Origin of the sequence: Marinobacter lacisalsi, from assembly GCF_042651045.1 — a bacterium.
Classification (GTDB): Bacteria; Pseudomonadota; Gammaproteobacteria; order Pseudomonadales; family Oleiphilaceae; genus Marinobacter; species Marinobacter lacisalsi.
In genome coordinates this window covers 103,253-129,709 of the sequence record NZ_JBHSDI010000015.1, presented here as the reverse complement: position 1 = coordinate 129,709, position 26,457 = coordinate 103,253, and the positions used below count along the sequence as shown (strand labels likewise).

At 60.9% G+C, this 26,457-nt stretch carries 26 protein-coding genes; 11 read left to right on the top strand and 15 right to left on the bottom strand.

What is annotated here, in order from left to right; all coding sequences use genetic code 11:
• Positions 1–32: 32 nt before the first annotated feature.
• The 5 genes from ACFOZ5_RS12210 to ACFOZ5_RS12190 form a co-directional block, all read right to left on the bottom strand.
• The gene (locus ACFOZ5_RS12210) at positions 33–731 is read right to left on the bottom strand and encodes an ABC transporter ATP-binding protein (protein ID WP_379887682.1); all 699 of its coding nucleotides are present in this window, start codon (positions 729–731) and stop codon (positions 33–35) included.
• The gene (locus tag ACFOZ5_RS12205) at positions 731–1,486 is read right to left on the bottom strand and encodes an ABC transporter ATP-binding protein (RefSeq protein WP_379887680.1); all 756 of its coding nucleotides are present in this window, start codon (positions 1,484–1,486) and stop codon (positions 731–733) included. The genes ACFOZ5_RS12210 and ACFOZ5_RS12205 overlap by 1 nt, the downstream gene beginning before the upstream one ends.
• Positions 1,483–2,757 (bottom strand): branched-chain amino acid ABC transporter permease, encoded by a 1,275-nt coding sequence (locus ACFOZ5_RS12200; protein WP_379887678.1) that lies wholly within the window; start codon positions 2,755–2,757, stop codon positions 1,483–1,485. The genes ACFOZ5_RS12205 and ACFOZ5_RS12200 overlap by 4 nt, the downstream gene beginning before the upstream one ends.
• A 35-nt stretch (positions 2,758–2,792) precedes the next feature.
• Positions 2,793–3,737: a branched-chain amino acid ABC transporter permease gene (locus ACFOZ5_RS12195; RefSeq protein WP_379887676.1), complete on the bottom strand. Its 945-nt coding sequence runs from the start codon at positions 3,735–3,737 to the stop codon at positions 2,793–2,795.
• Positions 3,738–3,808: 71 nt separating this feature from the next.
• Positions 3,809–5,065 carry a branched-chain amino acid ABC transporter substrate-binding protein gene (locus ACFOZ5_RS12190; protein WP_379887674.1) on the bottom strand — a complete coding sequence of 419 codons (1,257 nt, stop codon included), beginning with the start codon at positions 5,063–5,065 and terminating at the stop codon, positions 3,809–3,811.
• A 327-nt stretch (positions 5,066–5,392) separates the two neighbouring features.
• Between ACFOZ5_RS12190 and ACFOZ5_RS12185 the strand changes: the two genes are divergently transcribed.
• Positions 5,393–7,375, top strand: a complete 1,983-nt coding sequence (locus ACFOZ5_RS12185) for an acetoacetate--CoA ligase (RefSeq protein ID WP_379887672.1) — start codon at positions 5,393–5,395, stop codon at positions 7,373–7,375.
• Positions 7,376–7,387: 12 nt separating this feature from the next.
• On the opposite strand, the gene ACFOZ5_RS12180 is transcribed toward ACFOZ5_RS12185, so the two are convergent.
• Entirely contained in the window at positions 7,388–8,635 is a 1,248-nt protein-coding gene (locus ACFOZ5_RS12180; protein WP_379887670.1) for an acyl-CoA dehydrogenase family protein, read from the bottom strand.
• A 142-nt stretch (positions 8,636–8,777) separates the two neighbouring features.
• Positions 8,778–9,209, bottom strand: coding sequence for a YkvA family protein (locus ACFOZ5_RS12175; protein ID WP_379887668.1), 432 nt, complete (start codon positions 9,207–9,209; stop codon positions 8,778–8,780).
• Positions 9,210–9,405: 196 nt separating this feature from the next.
• On the opposite strand from ACFOZ5_RS12175, the gene ACFOZ5_RS12170 reads away from it, so the two are divergent.
• Complete coding sequence (locus tag ACFOZ5_RS12170; RefSeq protein WP_379887666.1) at positions 9,406–9,864, top strand: META domain-containing protein; 459 nt, start codon at positions 9,406–9,408, stop codon at positions 9,862–9,864.
• Here ACFOZ5_RS12170 and ACFOZ5_RS12165 read toward each other — a convergent pair whose 3' ends face one another.
• Together ACFOZ5_RS12165 and ACFOZ5_RS12160 are read right to left on the bottom strand one after the other, a co-directional pair.
• Positions 9,865–10,338, bottom strand: coding sequence for a DUF6231 family protein (locus tag ACFOZ5_RS12165; RefSeq protein ID WP_379887664.1), 474 nt, complete (start codon positions 10,336–10,338; stop codon positions 9,865–9,867).
• Positions 10,339–10,399: 61 nt separating this feature from the next.
• Entirely contained in the window at positions 10,400–11,608 is a 1,209-nt protein-coding gene (locus ACFOZ5_RS12160) for an ammonium transporter (protein WP_379887662.1), read from the bottom strand.
• Between the two features lie 265 nt (positions 11,609–11,873).
• On the opposite strand from ACFOZ5_RS12160, the gene ACFOZ5_RS12155 reads away from it, so the two are divergent.
• The 5 genes from ACFOZ5_RS12155 (at position 11,874) to ACFOZ5_RS12135 (ending at position 18,172) form a co-directional block, all read left to right on the top strand.
• Positions 11,874–12,530, top strand: coding sequence for an ABC transporter ATP-binding protein (locus ACFOZ5_RS12155; RefSeq protein ID WP_379887660.1), 657 nt, complete (start codon positions 11,874–11,876; stop codon positions 12,528–12,530).
• Positions 12,527–14,758: an FtsX-like permease family protein gene (locus ACFOZ5_RS12150; protein WP_379887658.1), complete on the top strand. Its 2,232-nt coding sequence runs from the start codon at positions 12,527–12,529 to the stop codon at positions 14,756–14,758. Before ACFOZ5_RS12155 ends, ACFOZ5_RS12150 begins: the two co-directional genes overlap by 4 nt.
• Positions 14,755–15,849 (top strand): lipocalin-like domain-containing protein, encoded by a 1,095-nt coding sequence (locus tag ACFOZ5_RS12145; protein WP_379887656.1) that lies wholly within the window; start codon positions 14,755–14,757, stop codon positions 15,847–15,849. Before ACFOZ5_RS12150 ends, ACFOZ5_RS12145 begins: the two co-directional genes overlap by 4 nt.
• Before the next feature lie 106 nt (positions 15,850–15,955).
• The gene (locus tag ACFOZ5_RS12140; RefSeq protein ID WP_379887654.1) at positions 15,956–17,635 is read left to right on the top strand and encodes a methyl-accepting chemotaxis protein; all 1,680 of its coding nucleotides are present in this window, start codon (positions 15,956–15,958) and stop codon (positions 17,633–17,635) included.
• 78 nt (positions 17,636–17,713) lie between these two features.
• A complete protein-coding gene (locus ACFOZ5_RS12135; protein ID WP_379887652.1) occupies positions 17,714–18,172 on the top strand; it encodes an ATPase in 459 nt (152 codons plus the stop codon).
• 178 nt (positions 18,173–18,350) lie between these two features.
• On the opposite strand, the gene ACFOZ5_RS12130 is transcribed toward ACFOZ5_RS12135, so the two are convergent.
• Entirely contained in the window at positions 18,351–19,112 is a 762-nt protein-coding gene (locus tag ACFOZ5_RS12130; protein WP_379887650.1) for an SDR family oxidoreductase, read from the bottom strand.
• Between the two features lie 180 nt (positions 19,113–19,292).
• Here ACFOZ5_RS12130 and ACFOZ5_RS12125 point away from each other — a divergent pair, with 180 nt between their 5' ends.
• On the top strand, positions 19,293–20,186 hold the full coding sequence (locus tag ACFOZ5_RS12125; RefSeq protein ID WP_379887647.1) for an acyltransferase: 894 nt from the start codon (positions 19,293–19,295) through the stop codon (positions 20,184–20,186).
• On the opposite strand, the gene ACFOZ5_RS12120 is transcribed toward ACFOZ5_RS12125, so the two are convergent.
• Positions 20,170–20,910 carry a sulfite exporter TauE/SafE family protein gene (locus ACFOZ5_RS12120; protein WP_379887645.1) on the bottom strand — a complete coding sequence of 247 codons (741 nt, stop codon included), beginning with the start codon at positions 20,908–20,910 and terminating at the stop codon, positions 20,170–20,172. The two genes, ACFOZ5_RS12125 and ACFOZ5_RS12120, sit on opposite strands and share 17 nt — an antisense overlap.
• Positions 20,911–21,035: 125 nt before the next feature.
• Between ACFOZ5_RS12120 and ACFOZ5_RS12115 the strand changes: the two genes are divergently transcribed.
• Positions 21,036–21,482, top strand: a complete 447-nt coding sequence (locus ACFOZ5_RS12115; RefSeq protein ID WP_379887643.1) for a YchJ family protein — start codon at positions 21,036–21,038, stop codon at positions 21,480–21,482.
• A 47-nt stretch (positions 21,483–21,529) separates the two neighbouring features.
• On the opposite strand, the gene ACFOZ5_RS12110 is transcribed toward ACFOZ5_RS12115, so the two are convergent.
• Positions 21,530–22,945, bottom strand: coding sequence for an alpha/beta fold hydrolase (locus ACFOZ5_RS12110; RefSeq protein ID WP_379887641.1), 1,416 nt, complete (start codon positions 22,943–22,945; stop codon positions 21,530–21,532).
• A gap of 249 nt (positions 22,946–23,194) precedes the next feature.
• Here ACFOZ5_RS12110 and ACFOZ5_RS12105 point away from each other — a divergent pair, with 249 nt between their 5' ends.
• The gene (locus ACFOZ5_RS12105) at positions 23,195–23,413 is read left to right on the top strand and encodes a DUF3565 domain-containing protein (RefSeq protein ID WP_379887639.1); all 219 of its coding nucleotides are present in this window, start codon (positions 23,195–23,197) and stop codon (positions 23,411–23,413) included.
• Positions 23,414–23,419: 6 nt separating this feature from the next.
• On the opposite strand, the gene ACFOZ5_RS12100 is transcribed toward ACFOZ5_RS12105, so the two are convergent.
• Together ACFOZ5_RS12100 and ACFOZ5_RS12095 are read right to left on the bottom strand one after the other, a co-directional pair.
• Positions 23,420–24,100, bottom strand: coding sequence for a type 1 glutamine amidotransferase domain-containing protein (locus ACFOZ5_RS12100; protein WP_379887637.1), 681 nt, complete (start codon positions 24,098–24,100; stop codon positions 23,420–23,422).
• Positions 24,101–24,199: 99 nt separating this feature from the next.
• On the bottom strand, positions 24,200–24,556 hold the full coding sequence (locus ACFOZ5_RS12095; protein WP_379887635.1) for a thiol-disulfide oxidoreductase DCC family protein: 357 nt from the start codon (positions 24,554–24,556) through the stop codon (positions 24,200–24,202).
• 162 nt (positions 24,557–24,718) lie between these two features.
• Here ACFOZ5_RS12095 and ACFOZ5_RS12090 point away from each other — a divergent pair, with 162 nt between their 5' ends.
• Positions 24,719–24,931, top strand: a complete 213-nt coding sequence (locus ACFOZ5_RS12090) for a hypothetical protein (RefSeq protein ID WP_379887633.1) — start codon at positions 24,719–24,721, stop codon at positions 24,929–24,931.
• A gap of 7 nt (positions 24,932–24,938) precedes the next feature.
• Here ACFOZ5_RS12090 and ACFOZ5_RS12085 read toward each other — a convergent pair whose 3' ends face one another.
• Entirely contained in the window at positions 24,939–26,315 is a 1,377-nt protein-coding gene (locus ACFOZ5_RS12085) for a CHAD domain-containing protein (RefSeq protein WP_379887631.1), read from the bottom strand.
• Positions 26,316–26,457 lie beyond the last annotated feature (142 nt).

The window sequence follows — 26,457 nt, the reverse complement described above, 5'->3', positions numbered from 1 at the left end:
GCATGCGCCCCGGGCGGGCTGGCGTCAGAAGATCAGACCTCCAGCCACTCTTTGCGGATTTCAGGGTTGTTTTTCAGGTCCTCTGGGGTGCCTTCATAGACAATATTCCCCTCACCCATGATGTAGATCCGATCGGCGATGTCCAGAGCGATGGAAAGTTTCTGCTCCACCAGCAGCACCGCCAGACCATCATTGGCCATCTGTTTGAGGATGGCGGCCACGTCGGCCACCACCTTGGGTGCCAGGCCCTCCGTGGGTTCGTCCACCAGTACGCACTGGGGGTCGCCCATCAGGGCGCGGAACATGCTGAGCATCTGCTGCTCACCGCCGGACAGAACTTCCGCCGGTGTATGCTCACGCTCCTTAAGGCGAGGGAACCACTCGTAAACCTTTTCCAGCGTCCACTTCTCGCCGGTCTGGCCTTTTTTCTTCATGCCCAGTTCCAGGTTTTGGGCGACCGTCAGGCCGGGGAATATAGCCCGGTCTTCCGGTACATAGCCAATGCCGGCGTGGGCGACGCTGTGAGGCTCCAGCCCGCTGAGGGTCTTGCCATCGAATTCCACGTGGCCCACTGGTGGCAAAAGCCCCATTACCGCCTTGCAAAGAGTGGAGCGACCTACCCCGTTACGGCCGAGCAGGCTGACCACCTCGCCACGCTCGACAGACATGTTGACGCCCCGGAGGACGTGACTCTTGCCATAGTAAGCATTCAAATCCTGAATCTTGAGCATCAGTGGACCTCCGTACCGAGATAGGCTTCCTGTACCGCCGCGTTGTTGCGGATTTCATCCGGCGTACCGGTAGCGATGATTTCGCCATATACCAGTACGGAGATACGGTCCGCCAGTTCGAAAACCACACTCAGGTCGTGTTCAACCACAACCAGGGTGTTTTCGCCCGTCATACGCTGGATCAACTGGATGGCATCGTTTGCCTCGGTGCGGCTCATGCCCGCCGTAGGCTCGTCCAGCAGGATGACCTCGGCGCCGGAAGCCACGGTGCAGCCCACTTCAAGGGCACGCTGCTCGGCATAGGTGAGCAGCGACGCCGGTGTGTCCGCCTGTTTGTGGAGGTTAAGCTGTTCCGCCAGGGCCATGGCGTGCTCGGTGACCCTGTCCTGCTTCATCACGCTTTTCCAGAACGAGTACTTGTGGCCTTCAGACCATAGCAGGGAGCAGCGCAGGTTCTGCATCACCGTCATGTTCTGGAACAGGTTGGTCACCTGGAAGCTGCGGCTCAGACCCATTCGGTTGACCTTGTGGGCCGGCATGTTGTGAATGTCTTTTCCGAACAGTTTAATCGAGCCGTCGCTGACCTTCAGCCGGCCACTGATCAGGTTGAACAGCGTCGACTTGCCTGCCCCGTTGGGGCCGATGATGACGTGACGTTCGTGCTCGTGTACATCGAGGTTGACTCCCCGAATGATTTCGGCACGTCCGAAGTTCTTCTTGACGCCTTTCAGCTCCAGTGCGTTGCGTTTGGTCATGCCTTACCTCCTTCAGACGAGCCGCTGATACGACGGGCAAGCATTGGCTTGCCATGGAACAACATCAGGCCGAACCCGATGACGGCAATCCCGAAGGAGATCAGCCAGGGTAATGCATTGGTAGCATTCACGGTGAAGCCCATCAGCGCAAATGGTGCACTGGGGTCCCAGCTACGGAAGTAGTGGTAGGACATTTCAATCACACAAATGGCACCGAAAATACCCACCAGACCTGCAAGCACCATGTACAGCCGGATACCGGTGTTGCCTTTCCAGCCCCCGGCTTTCCAGGTGAGGTACTGGGTGTGAACAATGCCCACCAGCCCCATGGGCGCGAACATCACGATGGAGATGAACAGCAGACCAAAGTAAAGCACCCAGGCTTCCGTGTAGGACGACAGCGAGCTTTCCAGGACGGTGACCAGGGCGGCACCAACCATGGGCCCGACGAAGTAACCGATACCGCCAATGTAGGAGCCCAACAGGACGATGCCCGACTGGATCTGGCCGACGGATTCATCGTTGACGATTTCATCGGTGATTACAAACAGCCCGCCCGCCAGGCCAGCGAACATGGCTGACAGGGCGAACTGGATAAAACGCACGATGGTCGGGTTGTAGCCCACGAACTGTGCCCTTTCCGGGTTGTCCCGTACCGCGTTGGCCATCCACCCCAGGGGTGTTTTGCGAAGCAGGTAAATGGAGATGGCGGCAATCAGTGCCCAGGCAACCACAAGGTAGTAGGTGTTGGTATTGGAGCCGTAATCGACACCAAACAGCGACGGCGCGTAGGTCCTGTCACCAAACAGGCCTGCCTCCCCGCCGAAGAAATCACTGAACATCAACGAACTTGAGTGAACCAGTGCACCAAGGCCCAGTGTGATCATGGCGAACACCACCCCGGCCCGGCGTACCGAAAAGCTGCCGAAGATGACACCAAAGAAAAGCCCTGCGGCTGCCCCCACCACGGGAATCAACTCCAGTGGCAGGCCTTCTCCGCCGGCATCGTTGACCATCCTCAGTACATGCATGGCGACATAGGCGCCGAGGCCGTAATAGACGGCATGGCCAAAGGAGAGCAGGCCGGTGTTACCCAGCAGCATGTTATAGGACAGCGCGAAAATGATGGCGATCCCCATATGGCTCAGCAGTGTGATGCCGTGACGCGAGTCAAAGATTTGCGGCAGTATCAGCGCGAGCAGCGGAATCACCACCCAGGGCCAGAACCTGAGTAGGTTGCTGGCTCCCCCCGCAGCAGTGTTAGTAGCCATAGATTTGTCTTCCTGTTGCGTTGTTGTTGTGGTTGTCATGCTTCACGCTTCCCGAACAGGCCGCGAGGTCTGAAGATCAGGGTCAGCACCAGCAGCAGGTAGGGAAGCACGGCGGCGATACGGGTGGTTTCCATATGCCAGAGCACCCCGAAGAAGCCGGAGTCCTCGATGCCGAGGCTGCCAATGGCGCCCGCCAGGGAGAAATTGATCGACAGGAAGAAGGTCTGCAGGATGCCGATGATCAGTGACGCCACCAGGGCCCCGGGCACTGAGCCCAGACCACCGAGCACCACCACCACAAACACGATCGGGCCCATCATGAAGGCCATGCCCGGATCCGTGACAAAGTGAATGCCGCCAACAACGCCGCCAAGACCGGCGAGGGCGCAGCCAAAGGCGAATACGAAGGTGAACACCATGGGCACGTTATGGCCCAGAGCACCAACCATGTCGGGGCGGGACAGGGCACCCTGGATGACCAGGCCGGCGCGGGTCTTTTTCAGCAGCAACCAGAGACCGACGAACATGACAATGGCCACGAGCAGGATAAAGACCTTGAACATGGAATAATCCAGGCCCATCAGGCTGAATGCCGTGAAGTCGAGTGAAGCGGGTGCCTTGTAGGGAACTGGCACCGTACCCCAGAACAGGGCGACCAGCTCTTCGATCACGTAGGCCAGGCCAAAGGTGAACAGTAGTTCAGGCACATGGCCATACTGATGTACGCGGCGCAGTCCGTAACGCTCTACCAGAGCGCCGAATGCACCGACAAGAATGGGGGCGAGCAAGAGCGCAACCCAGAAGCCGGTCGCCAGGCCAACAGTGTAGGCAAAATAGGCGCCCAGCATGTAAAAGCTGGCGTGGGCGAAGTTCAAGACGCCCATCATCCCGAAAATGAGGGTCAGGCCGCTGGACATCATGAACAGCAGCGTGCCGTACAGCACGCCATTCAGAATGGAATAAGCGATGGTTTCGAGCATGGTGAGACGAATTCCTGGTTATTGTTCTGAAAGGCTCCGGCGGCTTTGCGCCGCCGGAGTTTGGTTCGGACTTAAGGGCGTCTCATATTGCAGCTGGTAGTGTCCGTCGCCTCTTCAACGGGAATATTGGCCACGGTGCGGAAGCCAACGCCGGAGTTATCGGCATCGTACTTGGCATCAGCATCCATAACAGAGATGTACATGGGCTGCAGGATCTGGTGATCCTTGGCGCGCATGGTCACCGTGCCGGTGGGAGACTGGAATTCCATGCCTTCCAGCGCGTGGGCAATGGCATCGACGTCTTCGGCGTTACCGACTTCTTCGATGGCGTTCTTCAGCATGTGCATCTGGTTGTAGATGCGGTGGTAGTACCAGTCGATTTCCGGGTAGCGTTCCTTGAACTCGACAAACCACTGCTCGTATTCCTCCAGGCCTTCGTCCACGTTCACGTCGGCATGCCACTCGGTGACCTGGAACAGAATGTCTTCACCACGCGGGCCAACGGCTGCCGGAGTGCCCAGGCCGCCACCGTAATAGGTGTAGGTGTTGACGTCGAGGCCGGCGCTATCGATTGCGCGGACCAGCAGCGACAGGTCGTTACCCCAGTTGCCGGTTACCACTGTGTCAGCACCCGACTGCTGGATTCGCGACACATAGGGCGAGAAGTCACGGACCTGTGCGATCGGGTGAAGTACATCGCCAACCACTTCGGCGTTGATGTCTTTTTCACCAACCAGTTCTTTCATGCGGCTGGAGATAAACTGACCGTGGGAATAATCCTGGTTGATCAGGAATATATTGTCGATCTGGTCATCCCGGGTTTTCATGAAGTTGGACAGCGCTTCCAGTTTGATGGCGCTGTTAGCATCAAAACGGAAGTGATAGAAGCTGCAACGCTCATTGGTCAGCGCCGGGTCCACGGCGGCGTAATTGAGGAAGATGACCTTGTCGTCGTTGCGGCGGTTGTTGCGATCCACGGCTTCGACGATGGCGCCGGCGACGTTGGAACCGTTGCCCTGGGTGACGAAGTTGATGCCATCATCCACCGAACGCTGTACCAGCGATACGGATTCGGACGGGCTCTGCTTGTTGTCCATGGCGACGATTTCGATGTCGCGACCCAGGATGCCGCCCTGCTCGTTCATTTTTTCCGCAGCGAAGCGGAAATGCTTCAGACCAGCGTCACCAACGTTGGCGAAGGGGCCGGAAAGCGGCTCGATGTAGGCAATCCGGATGGGCCCTTCCTGAGCGTGAGTGATGGAAGAAATGGCCATGGTCAGGCCAATCATGGTGCCGGTGAACAGTCCGGCCTTCTTGTTTCGTATCATGGTTTTCTCCTGATTGTTGTTGCCGGTTGGGCAACAGTCTTCTTGTAATTGTTAGACAGTGTCTCAGACTGTATAGCGAGCGCTTGCTCTATTCAACGAGAAGATCGATAATTTTTTACTATGAAGTGGCCTCCTGAAATTGGATGAATTCAGCTACTTGCATTTCGTCCTGCGAGTCAAAGGTATAGTTGATTAAATCAACCAGTTCAACCGGTAAATTCACGTTTACCGGAATTTTACTGTAGTGGGATAATGCAGTTTTGCATGGTTAATCCAGAATTTCTCGTTACCATCCTGGCCTACAACCAACAAAAAGCGGAGACCCTCATGACCGACCAGACCCCCGAATGCCTCTGGCAACCCGATCAGGCCCGGATCGAGCGCAGCCGAATGCACGATTTCATGCAATGGCTGACATTGCATCGTGGCCTGGAGTTCCGGGATTACAATGAGTTCTGGCAGTGGTCCGTGGATCAACTGGAAGACTTCTGGGCGGCGTTCTGGGAATACTTCGATATTCGATACTCCGTTCCCTACACCAGAGTGCTGGACGGCCATCACATGCCAGGGGCCAAGTGGTTCGAGGAGGCCCGCATCAACATGATCGAGCAGGCCCTCCGTTTCCACGAGGACGATCCCGCTCGCCCCGCAATCATCTCCCGATCGGAAATCCGCCCGCTGCAGGAACTCTCCTGGGGCGACCTGAAGAAACAGGTAGCCTCCTTTGCCCACAGCCTTCGCCAGATGGGTGTCGGTCCCGGTGACAGGGTGGTGGCCTACCTGCCGAACATTCCGGAAACGGTGGTGGCGTTCTATGCCTGCGCCAGTATTGGCGCCATCTGGTCCAGCTGTTCCCCGGACATGGGCACCCGCAGCGTGATTGACCGCTTCCGTCAGATTGACCCCAAGGTGATGATCGCGGTGGACGGCTATCGTTATGGCGGCAAGGATTTCAACCGCATGGACGTAGTGGCGCAGTTACGTGAGGAGCTGCCGACCCTTGAACAGATGGTTTTACTCCCCTATCTGGATGCCGATGCCTCGCTGGAGGCATCCACAGCCTGGTCGGAAATGCTGGTTCACGACGTTCCCATGACCTTTGAACAACTACCCTTTGATCACCCGCTGTGGGTGGTCTATTCCTCGGGTACCACCGGCATGCCCAAGCCCATCGTACACAGTCATGGCGGCGCCCTGCTGGAAGGTCTGCAGGGCCAGGGGCTGCACATGGACCTGCAGCCGGACGACCGCTACCTGTGGTTCACCACCACCGGCTGGATCATGTGGAACGCACAGATCGGTGGCCTGCTGCTGGGAAGTACCATCTGCATCTACGACGGTAACCCGGGTTACCCGGACCTTGGCACTCTCTGGCGGTTTGCCGGCGAGGCCGGGGTCACTTTCTTCGGGGCCGGCGCCGCCTATTTTCTCAACTGCAAGAAGGCGGAGGTTCATCCCGGGGAGTACGCGGACCTCGGTGGCATCCACTCCGTAGGCTCTACTGGCTCGCCGCTGTCGGATGAGGGCTACAAGTGGATCATGAAAGAGCTGGGGGATGACGTGCTGGTGGCCCCAATCAGCGGCGGCACCGACGTGGCAGCCTTCTACGTGGGCTGCAACCCGATCATGCCAGTCTATGCCGGCGAGATGCAGTGTCGCACTCTGGGGACGGCGGTTTACGCCTTCGATGAGGCCGGCAAGGCCCTGGAGGATGAGGTGGGGGAGCTCGTGGTGACGAAGCCCATGCCCTCCATGCCGCTGTATTTCTGGGGAGACGAGGGCGGCCAGCGCTATCACGACAGTTATTTCGACACCTATCCGGGCATCTGGCGCCACGGTGACTGGATCCGTATTACGCCGCGCGGCGGCGCCATTATCTATGGCCGTTCCGACACCACCATCAACCGCCAGGGTGTGCGTATGGGTACTGGCGAGATCTACCGGGTGGTGGAGGAAATTCCCGAGGTGATGGACTCACTGATTGTGGATCTGGAGTATCTGGGGCGGGAATCCTGGATGCCGCTGTTTGTGGTGCTACGTGATGGCGTGAGCCTGGATGATGAGCTGAGAGGCCGCATCCGCGCCGCCATCCGGGACAATCTCTCGGCCCGGCATGTGCCCAACGAGATTATCCCCACGGCGGCCATTCCGTACACGCTTACCGGCAAGAAGATGGAGTTGCCAATCCGCAAGCTGTTGCTGGGCCAGGCTCTGGCACAGGTGGCCAGCCCGGACGCCATGGCCAATCCGGACAGCCTGGATTTTTACATCCGCTTTGCCGAGAAGCGGGGGACTGCCCCGGCCGAGTAACCGTCTGTGAGGTCAACGGAGGTTATAGTAGGCCGCCGTTGATCCCCGTTGCTGTTTGGCCCGTTCGATTTCCGCACGCGCCACGGTCCGCAGGTGCACCTCATCGGGCCCGTCCAGGAAACGCAGGGCCCGGCCCCAGGTCCACAGGTAGGCCAGTGGGGTATCCGGCGTCAGGCCCATGGCACCGAATACCTGCATGGCCCGGTCCACCACCCGGGTCTGCAGCCGTGCCGAAACCAGCTTGATGGCAGACACGTCCACCCGGGCAGAGGCGTTGCCATGGGTATCCATTTTCCAGGCCGCCTGCAGCACCAGCAGCCGGGCCTGATCGATCTCCAGCCGGGATTCGGCGATCCAGTCCCTGACGTTCTCATACTCGCTGAGGAACTTGCCGAAGGTACGGCGTTCCAGTGACCGCTCGGTCATCATCTCGAGGGCCAGTTCGCACTGGCCAATGGTGCGCATGCAGTGGTGTACCCGGCCGGGGCCCAGCCTGGCCTGAGCCATGGCGAAGCCCCCGCCAGGCTTGCCCAGCAGGTTCTCGGCCGGTACCCGCACATTGCGGAAGGCAATCTCGCAGTGCCCCTCCGGTGAGTGGTGCTGCATGATGGGGATATTGCGCACCACCTCCAGCCCCGGTGTATCCATGGGTACGATGACCATGGAATGCTGCTGGTGGCGACTGTCGCCGTCGCTGTCAGCGCAGCGGCCCAGCACGATGGCAAAGCGGCAGTTGGGGTGGTTGGCGCCGGTGATGAACCATTTGCGTCCGTCTACCACATACTCGTCGCCGTCCCTGCGGATGGTGGTGTTGATGTTGGTGGCATCCGAGGACGCGGTATCCGGCTCGCTCATGGCGAAACACGAGCGGATGGTGCCTTCCAGTTGTGGCTTCAGCCAGGTGTCATACTGCTTATCCGTGGCAAACCGGTGCAGCAGTTCCATGTTGCCGGTATCCGGCGCGCTGCAGTTGAACACCTCGGCGGCCCAGGGCAGACGCCCCATGATTTCAGCCAGCGGGGCGTAGTCGAGGTTGCTCATCGGCGTGCCGGGCTCGTGTTCCTTCAGCTCCGGCAGAAACAGGTTCCACAGGCCGTCTTCCCTGGCCTGGGTTTTTATGGGTTCAATGATGTCCAGTGGATACTGGCCCGAAGCGGCCAAGTTCAGCCAGTCGCTGTTACGGGGCAAAACGTGTTTTTTCATGAAGCGCCGCATCAGGTTCTGGACCTGATGGGAGTCTTCCGAATAATCAAAATCCATGATGGGCCCTGGTGTCACGTTTGGTTAATTCGTTGACCTACTGCGTGACGCTGGGGCCTCTGGCCAAGGCGCCAGTCCGTCCCGTCGGTGAAAGGTCTGCCGCCAGCCTACTGCACCCGGGCGGGCCGGGCGTTGATGCAGATCAAGCGCTGTCGGGTGTGGTGCGGGCCCGTTCGGCGGCCTCATCGTCCAGTTCCTTCCAGGCGGCATAACGATGCAGGTCTGATTCCACCAGTTTCAGGCACAGGGCCACCACGCCGGCGTCATCCAGCAGGCCGAAACCGACAATCATGTCAGGTATCAGATCCAGCGGGTTGAGTACGTAGAGCAGGGCTCCGGCAATGGCGGCCACGCTCTTCCACGGAATCTGACGGTAACGGCCGTTCCAGAAGTCCCTCAGCAGCGAGAACATCAGGCGAATGTCAGTGGAGAATCGTTTGAGTCGGCCGCTGGTGTGGACTTTGTGTTCCACTTTCCTCTGCCGTTCCAGCAGCGATTTCAGGTCGTCCTCCCGGACGTTGCGGCTTTCGCGGTCCAGTGCCTGCCTTGTCTGACGATCACTGATCACGCTCATGGTTGGCCCCTTGGTCAATGGGATGTACGTCGAAGCATATCAAACTCCGATGAAAACACAGGCCAACAGTGGCAATCTGTACGCACTTTCATGAAGCCCGTCATTCTGCCGGTGAATGCAACTGGTATGATGATGATCCTTACGTTGCCCACAATTCGCGGCCACAGGGCCGTTACCGATCCAGGGAGATTTCAAGATGAAAGGAGCACTGACTGTTTTCCGGGCCTTTTTCCTGATGGGCTGCGCCCTGATACTGAGCGCCTGCGCAACCTCAGGTTCGCAGTCATCCGGTGGACCGATTCCCACCGCACCGCTGACCAATACCTACTGGAAGCTGATGTCCCTCAAGGGTACCGAGGTGGACGTGCCCAGGGGCGCACAGGGCGAACCCCACATGATCTTCCGTGACGATGGCAAGGTAAATGGCTTCAGCGGTTGCAACCGCTTTGTGGGTGAGTACACCGTCCGAGGGGCAAACCTGCTGTTCGATTCCATGGCCAGTACCAAGATGGCCTGCCCTGACGATAGCTTCGAAACACCGCTCTATGAGGTGTTCTCCCAGACCGCCGGTGTCTTCCTCGAAGGCAAGGTGCTCAAGCTGCTGAACGAGAAAGGCCACGAGCTGGCGCGTTTCGAGGCGGTGGCGCTGCCCTGATTACCATCGGGCCTTGTCCCACATCTCCGGATTGGCCCAGTACTTCGGATTATTCCAGGTCCGCTTGTGGTTGTAGGTGTCGATATTGTAGGTGTATAGCGTGTGGCCCCCGTCCGCTTCATTGCTGGCCTGTCGCACGAAGCCCAGGGCGATGAAGTCGTTGAAGGCCCAGTCACTGTTGTTGCTGACAAGCACCGCAATCTGATGGTTGCCCAGGTTGCGAAGCTGCCCGAGTAGCACCCGGCCGGTTTCCACGGGCAGGTGTTCCAGGGTGTCAGTGACAATGGCCAGATCGTGGGGGGTCGCACTGGCGCCTGCCAGCTCCCCGCTGGCGGGGTCCAGTGACTCAATGGCCACCTCGGAATGACTGGCCAGCCAGTCATCGGCAGCCTGCCTGGCGGCCTCTCCGGCCACCAGCAGGGAGCTCGGCTGGCAGTCCTCGATAACAGACATGAACAGGGACCGGGCGTTCATAGTGGCTCCTTGTGATGAAAACGTTCCCACCATGATACGCCCTTTGAGACTGTTCGGTCTGTTACTCCATGGAAGTGGCGCCAATACGGTGGATGCTCACGTCCGCGCCATTGAACTCCTCTTCCTGGCTCAGGCGCAGGCCGGCCACCTGCCGCACGATACCGTAGATGACCAGGCCGCCCACAAAGGCGATCACCATGCCGGCCAGCGATCCGACCAGCTGTGACATCAGGCTGACGCCGCCCAGGCCGCCCAGGGAAGCCTGCCCGAAGATGCCGGCGGCGACGCCGCCCCACAGCCCGCACACACCGTGCAGGGGCCAGACACCGAGCACATCGTCCAGCTGCTCAATGCGGTTCTGGGCCCACTCGAACAGATAGACGAAGATGGCACCCGCCACACCGCCGGTAACCAGTGCGCCAATGGGGTGCATCAGATCCGATCCGGCACAGACCGCCACCAGTCCGGCCAGCGGACCGTTATGGATAAAGCCGGGGTCCTTGCGGCCCACCACCATGGCGACGATGGTGCCGCCTACCATGGCCATCAGGCTGTTGACCGCCACCAGTCCGCTGATACCGTCCAGGGTCTGGGCGGACATGACATTGAAGCCAAACCAGCCTACGGTCAGTATCCAGGCCCCCAGCCCCAGGAACGGGATATTGGAGGGGGCAAAAGCCACTACCTTGCCGTGGCGGTAGCGACCATGGCGGGCGCCCAGCAGCAGTACCGCTGCCAGGGCAATCCAGCCGCCGACACCGTGTACCACCACAGAGCCCGCGAAGTCATGGAAAGGGGCGCCAAAGCTGCTTTCCAGCCAGGCCTGGAAGCCGTGGTTGCCGTTCCAGATCAGGCCCTCGAAGAACGGGTACAGGAAGGCCACCACCAGGCCTGAGGCAATCAGCATGGGGTAGAAGCGCGCCCGTTCGGCGATACCGCCGGATACAATGGCGGGTATGGCGGCGGCGAAGGTCAGCAGGAAAAAGAATTTGACCAGTTCATAGCCCTGATTTTCGGTCAGGGCCGTAGCACTACTGAAGAAGTGATTGCCATAGGCGATGTAGTAGCCAATGAAAAAGTAGGCAATGGCGGAAATGCCGAAGTCGGTCATGATCTTGACCAGCGCATTGACCTGGTTCTTGTGGCGCACGGTGCCCACTTCGAGGAAGGCGAAGCCGGCGTGCATGGCCAGTACCATGACGGCACCGATCAGCAGAAAAAGTGTGTTCGCACTGTCGGTCAGGGTATGAATGGCTGATGGAATATCCACGGACAGGAGTGCTCCCGGGTTAATGAGTTGATCAGCCGGGTGGTTCACGCTGGTGCGTGACCCCGGCCCGCTCTGGCGGATGGGTTAGCAATAATCGATCCAGAGTGGTGCGCATGCTTTATTGTTGGGCGGTTAAGTGAATTCTGATGGTGCTAAAGGGGCATGACATGTTTGTCTGCGAAGAAATAATGCACGCTTACTGTGCGAAAAGCGGTTTTATGCACGCTTATGGGGCCGGCGTGCATCTTTGGCAGGAGAGTGGGTGGTGACCAGTGTCAATGTGTCAGGACTGCGCAAATCCTACGCTACCGGTGCGGAAGCTGTACCGGTATTTACAGGCCTTTCGCTGCGGCTTGCATCGCACGAATCCCTGGCCCTGACCGGACCGTCGGGGTCTGGTAAGAGCACGTTGCTCAATATCCTGTGCGGGCTGGAAGGCATTGATGGCGGTGAGGTGCACGTGCTTGGCCATGAAGGTGCGTCCCTGAGTAACGACCAGTGGGCGGGGCTGCGTCGCCAACGGATCGGGGTGGTGTTCCAGGACAGCAACCTGATGCCCGCGCTGACTCTGGAGGAAAACCTGAAACTGCGTGCCGATCTGGCCGGGCGGTCGTTCGGACCAGTCCGCGACTGGTTGAGCCGCCTTGGCCTGGCAGGGCTGGAAGACCGCTACCCGGATCAGGTCTCCGGCGGGCAGCGTCAAAGGGCCGCCCTGGCCATGGTATTCGTGATGGGGCCGGACCTGGTGCTGGCGGACGAACCCACCGGCAGCCTGGACCGCCATACGGCACGGGACGTTGCCGATGCACTGTTCCACTGGCAGCAGGCCCAGGGGTGCAGCCTGATCCTCGCAACCCATGACCTTGAGCTGGCGGACCGGTGTAACCGGCGCCTTGACCTGGCGGGCGGAGGGCAGCAGTGATACTGCGGGCCGTACTCAGCCATTATCGGCGCCATCCTCTGCAGCTGCTCGCCCTGTGGTTGATTCTTGCCCTGGCAACCGCGCTCTGGTCCGGCGTGTGGACCCTGACGGAGCAGGCCCGCGACAGCATGGTGGCGGGTGATAGCCAGTTGTCCGGTCGACAGCAGGTGGTGCGTGACGATGGTGCCCCGGTTACGGTGGCCGATTTTGCCAGCCTCAGGCGCGCCGGTCTCTGCGTTTTTCCCTGGCTTCAGGTGGCGGCTGGTGAGGCCAGGGGTCAGGTGGTCGGCATTGATCCCCTGGCCATGGCCTGTGCTCAGGGGGGCGCTCCGGGTGCGGGGCTCTCCCTGGACGGTCAGCCATTCGTGGATATTGCCGAAGCGGCGGAACAGGCGGCCGCGGGTTATGCGTCCACCCTGCGTCTTTATGTCAGCGAGGGGGCCGCACCTTTGCCCGAAGGCTGGCAACGTCAGGCTGACCCCGGGGGGCTGACCACCGGTGAACTGTCTGACAGCTTCCTGCTGAATCTGGATGCCCTGGGGCTTCTGGTGGTACTGGTGTCGGCCTTGCTGATTCGCAGCGTCTACACCCTGGCACTGGCCCAGCGCCGGGAAAGTCTGGGTCTGCTGGAACGTTATGGCGTTACCCGCCGGCGCCTGAGGTTGCATCTGCTCCTGGAGCTGATGGTGCTGGCCGGCCTGGGAGTGGTGCCCGGCTACCTGCTTGGGCAAAAGCTGGCTGACACGCTTGCCGGTGGTTTCGGAGCCGCGCTTGACAACCTCTTCGAAACTGACCTGTTGGCCACCGGCGAGTCGCTTGCCGGGTTCCTGGTGACTCTGGGGATGATGATTCTGGTGGTGCTCTGGTGTGGACTGGACCTGCTCCGGGGTGGGTCTGACAGTACCCGGCCAAAGGTGCATCCGGTATTCGGGGTGGTCCTGGTTGTTGCTGGTATCCTGCTGATCGTGCCGGCGCAGACCCTGGTGACCGTCTTCCTGGGCACCGCGCTGTTGCTGACGGGTGCCGGTCTGATCACGCCAGCGCTGCTGGCCTGGAGCCTGTCGCCAACACCCGATACGCCCCCGCTGAAGCTCTGGCGCCGACGGGAACTGGGCGTGCTTGCACGACGCCTGGCCCTGCCCCTGGTTGCCCTGCAGCTGGCGGCCGGAACCGTGATTGCGGTTCATGCCCTGGTCTCCACCTTCGAAGGCACGTTCCATGGCTGGCTTGATCAGCGTCTGGCCGGTGATCTGTTTGTGGAAATACCGGAGGGCGAGCCACTGGCGCCGGCGGCTGCCTGGCTGGAGAAGCAGGAGGGGGTGACGCAGTGGCATCCGGTGGTGCACGGGCGCGCCCGCGTGCCTCTGCCGGAAGGGGAGCAGCAGGTGGACCTGATGGCGACCGACACCACGTCTTCCCTGATCCGCCAATGGTCCCTGCTGGCTGCTGTATCCCGGCCGTGGCAGGCGCTGGCTGATGGCGATGTTCTGGTCAACGAGCAACTGGCCCGCCGTCGGGAACTGGCCCCGGGGAGCCAGTTGGCGCTGGTCATCGCGGGGAAGGCGATGACGGTGGAGATCGCCGGGGTGTATGCCGACTACGGTCGGCCCGCTGGAGAGATCCTGTTGGATATCCGCTACCTGCCCGAAGGCTTTGTGGCCGGTTTCCGGTCGTTGACCATTAAGCTCGCGGACAGCGGCGCCTCCCGGTCAGACGTTGTGTCCGGGCTGGAAGCAGCCTGGAACGTTGATTCCCTGCAGGTGCGGGACAACGGCACCATCCATCGCCTGGCCACCCGGGTGTTCGAGCAGACCTTTGCCCTGACGCGGTCGATCAGCTACCTCACCCTGATGCTGGCCGGCACGGCCCTGCTGATGACCGGCTGGGTGGTGCTGCGCTCGCGGGCCTGGTATGTCGGCCTGCTCTCCGCGTGGGGGCTGACCCGGCGGCAACGGCGGCGAACGATCACCATACTCACTGCGGAATTCATGCTGGCCATCTGGGTGGCGGCACTACCGGTGGGCGTTGCCCTGACCTGGGTCCTGGTGGACCGCATCAACCCGGTGGCCTTTGGCTGGACGCTGCCCATGGCCATCTACCCCGGGTACTGGCTGGAACTGCTGCTGTTGTTTGGCCTGGCCGCGGCAGTGGTGGGCTGGCTGGCCAGTATTGACCGGTCGCGGGCTCCGGTACAGGCGCCCCGTCTGGATGGAGGACAGGAGCGATGATCAGGACACTGAGTGGCTACGCCGTGGCCGTTGTCTGGCTGGTCATGGCGGGCTGCACGGACACACCGGAACCGGAGGGTTTTGCCGGCCTGGCGGATTCTGCGCCAGAGTCCGCGTTCCGCCAGCCGTCTGCGGAAGACCGGATCGAGCTGCCCGGCGATTGGGGCGCCCATCCGCAACACCGGATCGAATGGTGGTACCTCACCGCCAACCTGAGAACGGCCGACGGCCAGCCCATGGGCCTGCAGTGGACCCAGTTCCGGCAGGGGCTGGAGCCGCGACCAGTGACGGAAGAACCGCCTCCGGCCGCCCGCTGGCCACTACAGTCGGCCTGGATGGCCCATGGTGCGGTGTCATTCCAAGGCCATCACTGGTTCTCGGAACGCTTTGCCAGGGGCGATATCGGCCAGGCTGGCGCCCGGGCCGAGCCCCTGCAGGTATGGCTGGACCACTGGCGACTGGAAGCGGTTGAACCCGGTCGCTGGCATCTGACTGCCTCGGGAGAGAACTGGTCCTACCAGCTGGAGCTGGCGCCTGATGACAGGGTCATTCGTCATGGTGAACAGGGCTTCAGTGCCAAGACAGACAGCGGCCAGGGCTCCATGTACTTCAGCCTTACCGACATCGGCATCACAGGCACCGTCACCGTGGATGGCACGGAGCACCAGGTGAATGGCACCGGCTGGCTGGACCGGGAGTGGAGCAGCCAGTTCCTGCGCTCCGACCAGCAGGGGTGGGACTGGTTCGCCCTGAGGCTGGAGAACGGCGGGCGGTTGATGGTGTTCCGTGTCGGTCGTGGTGAGGGGGGCTTCCGTTCCGGTACCTGGCGCGGGCCGGATGGCAACGTACACAGCCTGTCGGCGGACCAGATTCAGCTGACCGCAAGCGTCTGGCGTGCTACCGACCATGGTCGGGTGCCGGCGGAGTGGCGAATAGAGGTACCATCCCGCGGTATTGACCTGATTGTAGGTGCGCCCGAAGGCGAGTACTGGAACCGCGGTCTCTACCCTTACTGGGAAAGTCCGGTGACGGTGACCGGCACGCACAGCGGTGAAGGGTACATGGAGCTGACCGGATACCATCGGCCATAAGTGCCGCATCACGGTGAGTTTTTATTGCCGCTGATCAAGGCTCTGTCCCTTCTGGCGCCTATAGTCGGGGTATACCCGTGGTTTCCAGACCAAGGCAGTATTGACCATGACTATCATGACCCGTTTAAACATTCGTAGCCGCTTGCTTCTCGCGGTTCTGCTACCGGTGATTCTGACAGGCGTCGCCGTGGCATGGCTCACCACGTCGCAGCTGAAGGCCAGTGGTGAAGCAGAGTTGCAGCGCCTGGAGCGGACCCTGACTGACGCCCGCAAGGAAGGGTTGAGAGATGTGGTGCAAACGACCCGCTCCATCATCAGTGAAGCCCGGAGTGACCCGGCCCTGTCGGACGAGGAGGCCAGGCAGGAGGCCCGCAGCCGTATCCGGTCCATCGAATTCGGCAATAACAACTATGTGTTTGCCTGGCGCCGGGACATGTTCAACCTGGCCTACCGCCCGGACCCTGACCGCGAGGGTATTTCCGAGGACCCGGAAGTTGGCGAACTGATCGGCGACCTGTTCGAAGCCGCAGCCGGCAATGGGTTTTACGCGTACGAGTGGCCCAATCCGGCGGCAGGGGGTGCGATTGAGCCCAAGCTGTCCTACGCCGTGCTGATTGACGACTGGGACTGGATGATCGGTGCCGGGGTTTACATCACCGACATCGAGGCCACCCTGGCCAAAGCCAGGGCCGAGATTGACGAGAACATCAACCAGGCGCTGATATTTATCCTGCTGGCCACGGTGGTTGTGATCGTGATTGCCGCTGTGTTGGGTGGCCTGGTCGGCCGCACGGTGACTCGTCCGCTGGCCCGTGTCAGTGACATGATGCGGGAGGTGGCCGAGGGTGATGGTGACCTCACCCACCGTCTGCCGGACGAGGGCAATGATGAGCTGGCGGTGCTATGCCAGCGCTTCAACGCCTTTATTGCAAAGATTCACGGCACCATCCGGGAGGTGGATGAAACCACCCGTCAGGTGGCCTCGGCTGCCGAGGAGCTCAGCAGCGTGGCTGAAGAGACCCGGGCTTCGGTTCAGGTCCAGGGGTCGGAAACGGACCAGATCGCCTCGGCCATTACGGAAATGGCTGCCACCATCCACCAGATCTCGAAAAACGCCAATGAGGTGCAGCAGGCGGGGGCGGATGCAGATCGCCTCTCCAGGGAAGGCGGCCAGACCATGGCGGGCTCCCAGCAGTCGGTGGCTCAGCTGTCGCAGAATATCCTGGAGAGCGCCACCGCCATTGAGGCACTCGCGGCCCGAAGTGATGATATCCAGAAAGTATTGGACGTCATCCATGAAGTCACCGACCAGACCAACCTGCTCGCCCTCAACGCGGCGATCGAGGCTGCCCGGGCCGGCGAGCATGGGCGTGGTTTTGCAGTGGTGGCGGACGAAGTGCGCCAGCTGGCCAGGCGTAGTGGCGAATCGGCGGGGCAGATCCGGGAAATGATCGACGGCTTTACCAGTGAAACCCGCAGTGCCGTGGACCGGATGCGATCATCCCAGGGGCTGTCAGATGAGACGGTGGAGCGAATCAATCATGCCAGTTCCGCGTTGAGCACTATTGAGCGGTCAGTGGAGCACATCCACGACCAGGTAACACAGATTGCGGCGGCGGCCGAAGAGCAAAGTCAGGTGGCCGAGGAGATCAACAAGAACGTCGTGCGTATCGTGGAGGCGGCCCAGAACAGCGATGCCGGTGTTACCCAGACCAATGATGCAAGCCGGGAACTGGCCCGGCTGGGCGAACGGCTGCGGGAGCTGGTGTCACAGTTCAGGGTTTGATGGATGCAGTGGGTTTACTGCGCTAGGATTCCCGTAGAGACCGAATAAACTGCTGATATCGCGGAATAAGGAACGCCAATGGAAATCAAAACGTTCGAAGACCTGATCAACTGGGTGCGGGACATGCACGGTTTTCTCGCCCGCAGCATGCAGGAAAGCGCCGGGAGCAATGCCGATGAGCAGGCCGGCGCCCTGTTGACCTACCTGGCGGACCACGAGCAGGAGCTGGTGCGCATCACCGATGAGTTCGAGCGCCAGGCCGACCGCAAGACGCTGGATACCCGTCTGTATGACTACATGAAGCACAAGCCGGTGAAGGTGAGCGATCCGGCGGACACCCATTTTGCGTCCCTGGGGTTTGAAGAAATCTGCGAAGAAATCTTCCGTTTTCACGACCAGGTCATCGACCTGTATGACAGCCTGGGGGGCAAGGCGGAAATTCCGGAAGCCAAGGAACTGGTGGATTCCCTGAAGAAGATGGAGGAGAACGAGGCGATGCGCCTGGCGCGGCAGATCGCCAGCACCCGCGACATGTGAGCCCGGCGACCGCTTCGGCGGTATTGCCCCGTCCGGGTCATTCGTTAACCTGCTGCCAGGGCGCCAGTCCGCAGGTGTGGCGGTTCCACATAAAGGGCTGGCAACATCGGTCACAGGACTCGTCATCTCGCCATCAGGGGCTCGGCAGCTAACGAATTACCCAGGGGGGACACCAGCCCTATATGGCGGTATAGCCACCGTCCAGGGGCAGGGCAACGCCAGTGGTGAAACCGGCACCCTCGGAACACAGGTACAGTACGGCGGCGGCTACTTCCTGCGGCTGGCCGATGCGACCGATGGGATGCATGCTCTTGTGGACTTCCTCCTTGCGGGGGTCGTCTTCCACCGCCCTGCGCAGCATGTCCGTGTCAATGACGGCAGGGCAGATGGCGTTGACCCGTACGCCCCGGCGGCCGTACTCCACCGCTGCCGATTTGGTCAGGCCAACCACCGCATGCTTGCTGGCGCTGTAGATGCTCATTGCAGGGGCAGCACCCAACCCGGCCACTGAGGCGGTGTTGACGATCACGCCGCCACCGGCATTCACCATCACCGGAATCTCCTGTCGCATACATTGCCACACACCCTTCACATTGACGTCCATGATGGCGTCGAAGATGCCTTCGTCGCCGTCGGCCAGCTTGGCGCGCTCCAACTCCACACCGGCATTGTTGAACGCGAAGTCCAGGCGGCCGAACTGTTCGACGGTCTGTTCAACCAGATGCTTCACGTCGTCTGACCGGGTTACGTCGCAGCGTACGAAGGCAGCCTTGCCGCCGGCCTCATTGATAGCGGCCGCCACTCTGGCCCCCGCTTCCTGATTGATGTCCGCCATCATCACGCTGGCACCGGCGGCGGCAAACGCCCGGGCGGTAGCTTCACCAATACCTGCTGCCGCACCGGTCACCAGGGCCACCTTTCCGTCAAACTGCTGGGTCATCTTGTTATTCCTCTGTGGTCATTGACGTGGACGGGCAATGGTAGCCCTTTTTGCCAGGGGGAAGAAGCGGCCCCCGCAGGGCTTGACCGAGTGGTCGGGGCAAAAGGTGAAGGGACAACCGTGAAACGCTATCATTCGTCGGTAAACCGTCAACAATGAACAGTAAAGGCAGGTACAGGCGTGCTGGTTTTACAGGTTGTCAGGGCAGTCACCATCTGCCTGCTGATTCTGGTGATTACCCTGGTCGGTATTGGTCCCATGATGCTGATGGGGCTGGTGAAGGCACTGGTGCCCGTCAAGTGGCTGCAAAGGCTGTGCTCGGCGGGGGTGATGTGGATCGCCGAAACCTGGGCCGAGGGGCTGAAGTCCATCTTCAGGCTAATGACACCCACGGTCTGGGATATCCGCAGTGATGTTACCCTGGCGCGGGACCAACCCTACCTGGTGGTCAGCAACCACCAGTCCTGGGTGGATATCCCGGCGCTTGTGGAGGTGTTCAACCGCCAGGCCCCGTTCTTCAAGTTTTTCCTCAAGAAGGAGCTGATCTGGGTGCCGCTGGTGGGGTTGGCCTTCTGGGCGCTGGACTATCCCTTCATGAAGCGCTACAGCAAGGAGCACCTGGAAAAGCACCCGGAAGACCGGGGCAAGGATCTGGAGATCACCCAGCGGGCCTGCGAGAAGTTTCACGACCTCCCAGTCACCGTGGTGAATTTTCTCGAGGGCACCCGTTATACCCCCGCCAAGCATCGCCAGCAGGGTTCACCATACCGGCATCTTCTCAGGCCCAAATCCGGTGGTATTGCCTTCGTAATGGCCGCCCTGGGGGAGCAGATGCGTTATCTGCTGGACGTCACCATCGTGTACCCGGAAGGGCGGGTCCCTGGCTTCTGGGAGCTACTCAGCGGCCAGGTGTCCCGGGTGATTGTGGACGTTCGCAGCCGCACGGTGCCGCCGGAACTGTTCGTGGGGGACTACGCCAACGACCCGGATTTCCGGGACACCTTCCAGGCCTGGGTCCGGCAGCTCTGGGAACAGAAAGACGCCCGTATCGACGAGATCAGGCGCCAAGGCTGATCAGGCCCCGGATCAGCGCCGCCAGCCCCGCCACCGCCGCAATGCCCAGAATGATGGGGCGCAGGGCCTCGAACGGCAGCCGGTTCACCAGCCCGGCGGAGAGCCAGAAGCCGATAAAAACCCCGGGCATGGTGGCCACGAACAGCCACAGCTCCGTGACGCCCAGGTAGCCTGACAACACCAGTGTGGCAAGGACGAACACGTTGGCGAAGAGGAAGAAGGCCGACATATTGGCGCGTACCAGCGGGCCTTTCTCATTCTGGTAGATCATGGCAATGGGCGGCCCGCCGACGGCGGTAATGGTGCCCATGTAGGCGGATGCCGTGCCGGCAATCACGCTGTTGCGGGGGTTGAGCCGGGGCTTCAGGCCGGCCACGCTGAGTGCCACCGCCAGCAGGATCAGTGTTCCGAAGATCAGCTCAAAGCCCTTGGCGGTAATGACAGTCAGTGTAAAACCGGCCAGCGCGGCGCCGATCAGGCCACCGCCAATGGCGTAGCGCACTTCCCGTATCTGCAGACTGGTACGGTTGCGAACCAGCATCAGCACGGTGAGCACGCCCGCGTTCAGGGTCAGCGGGGCCGGAATGAACATCGGCGAGATCAGGAACAGCAATGGCGCCGCCAGGGTGCCGATACCGTAGCCGGCCACACCCTGCAGGCAGGAACCGGCAAGGACTACCAGGTTGGCCAGAAGTAGATGATAGATCGTGATATCTGCCGGCACGGTAAAGGCCTGATCAGGTGAAGTGATAACAGCTGGGAGAAGGCTGGTTATAACATACTGGCTGATAGCTAGCTATCGGTCCCTTTGTGATAGATTGGCGCCAGTGATTTTCAAGGAGTTCATCAATGTCATCATGCCCGTGCGGCAGCGGCAAGGCCTACCCGGAATGCTGCCAGCGCTTTCACCGCCAGGAAGCGGTTGCCTCGTCTCCCGAGGCGCTGATGCGCTCCCGCTACAGCGCCTTTGTTCTGGGCCTGACGGATTATCTGCTGGCCACCTGGCACCCGGATACCCGACCCGCCACCCTGGAACTGGATGACTCCCCGGACTGGGTTGGCCTTCAGGTGTTGTCGTCCGGATCCGATGGCGATCGTGGGCAGGTGCACTTCCGCGCGCTGTACCGCGTTCAGGGCGGTTTCGGTTTCCTGGAGGAGGAATCCGCCTTTGTGCGTGAGGACGGGCGCTGGTATTACAGCAGTGGCAACACCCGCGAAGGGCGGCTTGATCCGGGCAGGAATGACCGCTGCCCCTGTGGTAGCGGCAGGAAATTCAAGGCCTGCTGTCGGCAATAACCATGGCTGGAGAATGGCCAGGGCTGCGTTGCGCAGCCCTGGTGCGGTCACCACCAGTCGTTGAACTGAACGGAAATCCGGTCGCTGGCGGAGGGCCAGTTGGGCACGTTGAGGATTTGTTCGGCACCGTCGTTGCCGTGGGGCACACTGCGCAGGGTGATGGTGCCGGGATTATCGTCGGCGGGATAGTCACTGGCGGGCATGTAGACATCCACTCCGGACTGGAAGGCCTGGTCGGGGAAATAGTTCAGCAGCTCCAGGCTGGAGTGGGCTGGCGTGGATTCGTCATCGTGGATATGCAGGGCAATGTTGCCATTGGTCACACCCTCGACAATGGCGTTCACCTCAGCCTGATTACCCCACTGGGGGCTGACCGTGCTGATCCACAGCTCGTCCCGTTCCCCGTCCGGCGCATCGGCAATCCACTCCCGCTGACGGGTGACCACCAGGGTGGAATGATCTTCCCCGGTGTTGGTGTTGGCGAGAATCTCGGAACCGGTGGCGGAGGCGTTGAGCCTGACCAGGTCGGTGTCCCGGGGCAGCGGCTGCAGGTAGAAGTGCAGGTTGCTGTGGTCGGTGCGGATCAGGGTGAACTCGTAGTGGCTGTCCGGGTCAAGTTCGGTCGGGCCCCAGCTGCCGTCAGCGCCAATGCTGTAGGTCTCCATGGGCGTGTCACCGCTGCGGAAGCCGGTGTCCGGATCCACCGGCCAGACTTCCAGGGTGGCGCCGTCGGTGCCCGTGTTATTCGGGAAGATCACGGCGCGACCTGAGATGTCCACGGGACCGTCTTCCGGGACGATATGGGTATAGGTCGGCTCCTCGCCGGTCAGGAAGGTGAACTGGATCGCAAAGGACTCGGCGGAGGTGGCCGTTTCCACGTGTTCCTGGTCGGCCAGGTAGAAGGTGTTTTCGCCGAGGACCCGGCCGTCATCCTCGTCGAAGATACCGATGCAGGGCACGCCACCTGGGCATTCCGCGGCTTCGAGGCCATCCAGGCCGATAAACTTGGCAACCTTGGCGGCGTATTCCGGAACCCACAGGTAGCCGGTGTAGTTGGCTCCGGACAGAAGGGGACCTTCATAGCCGGCGTAGGTGCCCATGGAATGGGTCACGAGGTACACCTGCTCCTCTCCGGTCTCCGCCAGGACATCATCAATAAAGGCGTCCAGCTCGGCAGGGTTATGGGGTGCTACGCCGTGATACTCGAAGGCAAAGATGTAGTTTTCGGGGTAGCCATTGCTGGCAAAACGCATGGCCTGGCTCATGTACTGGGCGGCGGAGCCGGCGCCCCCATGCACGAACACAATGGGCCGGACCGCTTCCTCGGAGAGTTCCGGCAACGTGGCCCCGTTCTCCGCGTCGTCATTATCGGAGGAATCGGACTCGCAGCCCACCAGGGCCAGGCTGGCCAGCATGGCAGTCAGTACGGGAAGTGACTGAATGTAGTGTTTTTTCTTGAACATGACTCGTCCCTGCTTATTATGATTGTTGGCGTCCCAGAGGGGACACCCGTTCAGTCTAGTGAAGCGATGGGACACCGCCAGAGGCATGGCAAGCCAAATGATCCTGCTGGCTGGGTGGTGGGGATTCTGTCGGTTATAGCGATAGATTGGGGTGTATCTGCTGCCCGGTTGGACGGCGGATCGCGCAACTGGTTAAGGTAAGAGCGCCGAGGCAAACGGCATAACAGACAGCAACCGGTTTCGAGTGCTATGAAACAACCCATCACCGGCTATCACAAGGATCAGGAAGACCACTGGGTCGCGCAGCTGGCCTGTGGTCACAACCAGCATGTGCGTCATCAGCCGCCGTGGGTTAACCGGCCCTGGGTTGTGTCCCCCGAGGGCCGGCAGTCCATGCTCGGGTTCGAGCTGAACTGCGTCAAATGCGACGAGGGCGCCCCGATTGACGAGCGCCCTGCATCTACCTGAGGCGTGTCAGTCCTGCAATGCCTGCAGAACGGCTTTGGCGGCGCCTTCGGAGGAGGCCGGGTTCTGGCCGGTGATCAGGTTGCCATCCACCACGATGTGGGGCGCCCAGTCGTCTCCACGGCTGTAGTTGCCGCCGTTTTCCTTCAGCATGTCTTCCACCAGGAAGGGCACCACGCTGGTCAGGCCCGCCGCTTCTTCCTCGCTGTTGGTGAAGCCGGTCACTGTCCGGCCCCTTACGAAGTAGTCGCCGTTGGGTGATTCCGGGCGCTTGAAAATGGCGGGCGCATGGCATACCGCACCAATCACTTTCCCGGTCTTGTTGGCTTCTTCCAGCAGTTTGATGGAGTCGGCATCGTCGGCCAGATCCCACAGTGGGCCATGGCCGCCGGGGTAGAAGACCGCATCAAACTCATGGATGTTGACGTCACCCAGCTTCTTCGTGCTGGCCAGCGACTGCCGGGCCTGCTCATCGTCACTGAAGCGGCGGGTGCTGTCGGTAAGGGCATCATCGGCTTCGCTGTTGGGGTCGACCGGAGGTTGTCCGCCCTTCGGTGAGGCCAGGGTGATGTCGGCACCGGCATCGCGGAAGACGTAGTACGGGGCGGTGAATTCCTCGAGCCAGAAGCCGGTCTTGTGACCGGTGTCGCCCATCTGGCTGTGGGATGTAAGAACCATTAATACCTTCATACGATTACTCCGGCTTGGTGGTAAATGAAAGTGCCACTCGACAACAGGTATTGGTGCCACCGAGGGTGATTGCAACCCCCTCCGGCGCTCCCAATGGCGTCATATCCGGGTGCACGAGTTGCAGACGTACCTGTGCCGGTACCGTCGATCGGCCCACTGATTGTAAAGAAGCCGTGCCACAGGATTGATCAGTGGCCAGGCCAGGGGCTTGAAGAGCCAGCCTGCAGAAGTGTGAGACCAGGCCCTCAGCGTTGCGTCCAGGCCGATGTACCAGTTGCCGTCGGAAGCCACCAGATGGAGCCTGCGCAGCAGTTGATCGCGCCCCGGGGCCAGTGGACCGCTGTCGGGCTGCTGATGAATGTCGACGAAGGACAGGCCACCCCGCTCCATACGGCGGAGGACGGCAATTTCACGAAGGCAAAGAGGGCAGTGGCCATCGTAGAAAATCATATCCATTTCGAAACTCCCGATCCGGGCTCTGGCGTTGGCTGACAGGTCCTGAATGTACGCGTCGGGCGTCGGGTGGATCACCGGTCTGTGCAATGGTTCCGCAATCGTGGTTGGTGATCCGGGTCTGTAGCCGTTAAGCTGGTATGAGACTTTTCAGGATAAAGACTCATGAAACACAAGCACAAGGAAAAGGAATGTACCTGGGCTCCGGGCATGCAGGATACTGACGTCACCTTCGCGGGTGAATACACGTGGGCCGAAATCAAACGTGCAAGAGCAGAAATGGCCGGGCAACAGGCCCCGGATGCCCCGAAAGGCCTGTTTATCGTTCTCGGGCTGGGCGTGTTGGCCCTGGTCTTCGGTGGCTGGCTAATCTACTGAGTCCTTCTCAGGGCCGTTCAATCCGGGGTGGTTTTGCAAGGATGGCGTCCTGTGCTTTACGTTTCTCGTCGCTGATCTGCTGTGCCAGTTCTGCCAGTACAGGTGGCAGGCGCTGGTCCACTCGTGTTGCTGCCAGCTCGCTCAGTAGCGTCAGTTGCTGATGACGGTCCTGGAATCTGCCGTACAGTGATTGCTGGTCTTTAAGTTCGTCCAGCAGCGCGCGGTAACGGCGCTTATCCAGTTCAGCCAGATACCTCAGCCGCTTCAGTGCCTTGCGGAGTGCATGAAAATCCTGATCCGGGGCCCCGGGGGAGAGGTCCCGGAACATCTCGAGGCAAAGGTCACCACGTTGCCGGACGGTGTCCTGAATGGCTTCCGGAGTGGCTTTCTTTAGCGCTTTGGTCAACGTCTTGCCGGTAATCGTCGCTTCCCAGTTTTTCAGGTCTTTGTGCCAGGCTTTCCGGTCCAGCTGCCGGCACAGCGCCTGGCGTTCCGATTCTCGCCAGTGGCGGAGGGTCGTCATGGTGCCGGAGGCCTTCAGGGACCGGCGGAGCCGGGGATTCTCCGAGGCCTGTGTTTCGAGGTAGGCCAGGAATACGTCCAGGTCCCGGAGCAGACTGGTCTGCTGGGCCATACGCTTGAGCGGCTTCGCTGACTTTTGGAGTGTCTGGTCGCCGGTGATGGTGACGATGGCTTCGGTGACGGCCCGGCTGCGCCGGAGGTTGATCCTGAACCGATGCAGGAACTTCGGGTCCACGCCCTGTGCCACGCCAGGCTGCAGGGCCCGGATGGTCGCCAGCTGGTGGTTTAATGCCTCCGGTACCTGTTGTTTCAGGTCGCCCCCGGCTTCCGGTGCCTTTGGTGCCTTTCGCTGGAACAGTCGGTAGCTGGCCTGTGAGGGGGGCAGGTACTGAACCAGCCTGCCTTTCCCTTTGGCGATCTCCCGCCATGTTGCAGCCGGGATTTTCAGGTGCATGACGGCGCCCGTTATCATCTCCGGCACCTGGTGGCCGGTCAGTATTGCAGCCAGATCCGTCAGCGCCGGGTTGTGCCCGATCAGGGTCAGGGCGGGGGCGTCGTTATCCACATGCTTCAGCCATTTGAACAGTCGTTTCCAGCGGAAGGTGTAGAGTTCAGGATCGAAGTGAACCCGGGAGGCCAGGTTCTGTTCGGGTAACCGCGCCACTATCCCCTCAATCGTCTGGCGGGCACGACACGCATGGCTGGCATGGATTGGCCCGTCCAGCGCACCCAGTTCAAGCAGGGGGTTCGCCATGGCCTCTACCTGACGCTTGCCGCGTTTATTGAGTGGTCGGTCCATATCCCGCAGGGAATCGTCGGTCCAGCTGGATTTGGCGTGTCGGATCAGGAACAGATCCTTCATCGGGTACACCCCCTGTGCATTCTGTGGCTTTCCCCTGTGCATCGGCGATCGCAGGACGCTATCATAGCTCCCGTCGTGCCGGCTTCATGTCAGCTGCGTGAACGTATCGGTCGCCAAATCAACGCCAGGAGCTTGTGGGCCA

What these genes read in the sequence shown, in the direction of transcription:
- ACFOZ5_RS12210 (WP_379887682.1), bottom strand. Translation starts at nt 731, where the DNA reads ATGCTCAAGATTCAGGATTTGAATGCTTACTATGGCAAGAGTCACGTC.
- ACFOZ5_RS12205 (WP_379887680.1), bottom strand. Translation starts at nt 1,486, where the DNA reads ATGACCAAACGCAACGCACTGGAGCTGAAAGGCGTCAAGAAGAACTTC.
- ACFOZ5_RS12200 (WP_379887678.1), bottom strand. Translation starts at nt 2,757, where the DNA reads ATGGCTACTAACACTGCTGCGGGGGGAGCCAGCAACCTACTCAGGTTC.
- ACFOZ5_RS12195 (WP_379887676.1), bottom strand. Translation starts at nt 3,737, where the DNA reads ATGCTCGAAACCATCGCTTATTCCATTCTGAATGGCGTGCTGTACGGC.
- ACFOZ5_RS12190 (WP_379887674.1), bottom strand. Translation starts at nt 5,065, where the DNA reads ATGATACGAAACAAGAAGGCCGGACTGTTCACCGGCACCATGATTGGC.
- ACFOZ5_RS12185 (WP_379887672.1), top strand. Translation starts at nt 5,393, where the DNA reads ATGACCGACCAGACCCCCGAATGCCTCTGGCAACCCGATCAGGCCCGG.
- ACFOZ5_RS12180 (WP_379887670.1), bottom strand. Translation starts at nt 8,635, where the DNA reads ATGGATTTTGATTATTCGGAAGACTCCCATCAGGTCCAGAACCTGATG.
- ACFOZ5_RS12175 (WP_379887668.1), bottom strand. Translation starts at nt 9,209, where the DNA reads ATGAGCGTGATCAGTGATCGTCAGACAAGGCAGGCACTGGACCGCGAA.
- ACFOZ5_RS12170 (WP_379887666.1), top strand. Translation starts at nt 9,406, where the DNA reads ATGAAAGGAGCACTGACTGTTTTCCGGGCCTTTTTCCTGATGGGCTGC.
- ACFOZ5_RS12165 (WP_379887664.1), bottom strand. Translation starts at nt 10,338, where the DNA reads ATGAACGCCCGGTCCCTGTTCATGTCTGTTATCGAGGACTGCCAGCCG.
- ACFOZ5_RS12145 (WP_379887656.1), top strand. Translation starts at nt 14,755, where the DNA reads ATGATCAGGACACTGAGTGGCTACGCCGTGGCCGTTGTCTGGCTGGTC.
- ACFOZ5_RS12140 (WP_379887654.1), top strand. Translation starts at nt 15,956, where the DNA reads ATGACTATCATGACCCGTTTAAACATTCGTAGCCGCTTGCTTCTCGCG.
- ACFOZ5_RS12135 (WP_379887652.1), top strand. Translation starts at nt 17,714, where the DNA reads ATGGAAATCAAAACGTTCGAAGACCTGATCAACTGGGTGCGGGACATG.
- ACFOZ5_RS12130 (WP_379887650.1), bottom strand. Translation starts at nt 19,112, where the DNA reads ATGACCCAGCAGTTTGACGGAAAGGTGGCCCTGGTGACCGGTGCGGCA.
- ACFOZ5_RS12115 (WP_379887643.1), top strand. Translation starts at nt 21,036, where the DNA reads ATGTCATCATGCCCGTGCGGCAGCGGCAAGGCCTACCCGGAATGCTGC.
- ACFOZ5_RS12110 (WP_379887641.1), bottom strand. Translation starts at nt 22,945, where the DNA reads ATGTTCAAGAAAAAACACTACATTCAGTCACTTCCCGTACTGACTGCC.
- ACFOZ5_RS12105 (WP_379887639.1), top strand. Translation starts at nt 23,195, where the DNA reads ATGAAACAACCCATCACCGGCTATCACAAGGATCAGGAAGACCACTGG.
- ACFOZ5_RS12100 (WP_379887637.1), bottom strand. Translation starts at nt 24,100, where the DNA reads ATGAAGGTATTAATGGTTCTTACATCCCACAGCCAGATGGGCGACACC.
- ACFOZ5_RS12095 (WP_379887635.1), bottom strand. Translation starts at nt 24,556, where the DNA reads ATGGATATGATTTTCTACGATGGCCACTGCCCTCTTTGCCTTCGTGAA.
- ACFOZ5_RS12090 (WP_379887633.1), top strand. Translation starts at nt 24,719, where the DNA reads ATGAAACACAAGCACAAGGAAAAGGAATGTACCTGGGCTCCGGGCATG.
- ACFOZ5_RS12085 (WP_379887631.1), bottom strand. Translation starts at nt 26,315, where the DNA reads ATGAAGGATCTGTTCCTGATCCGACACGCCAAATCCAGCTGGACCGAC.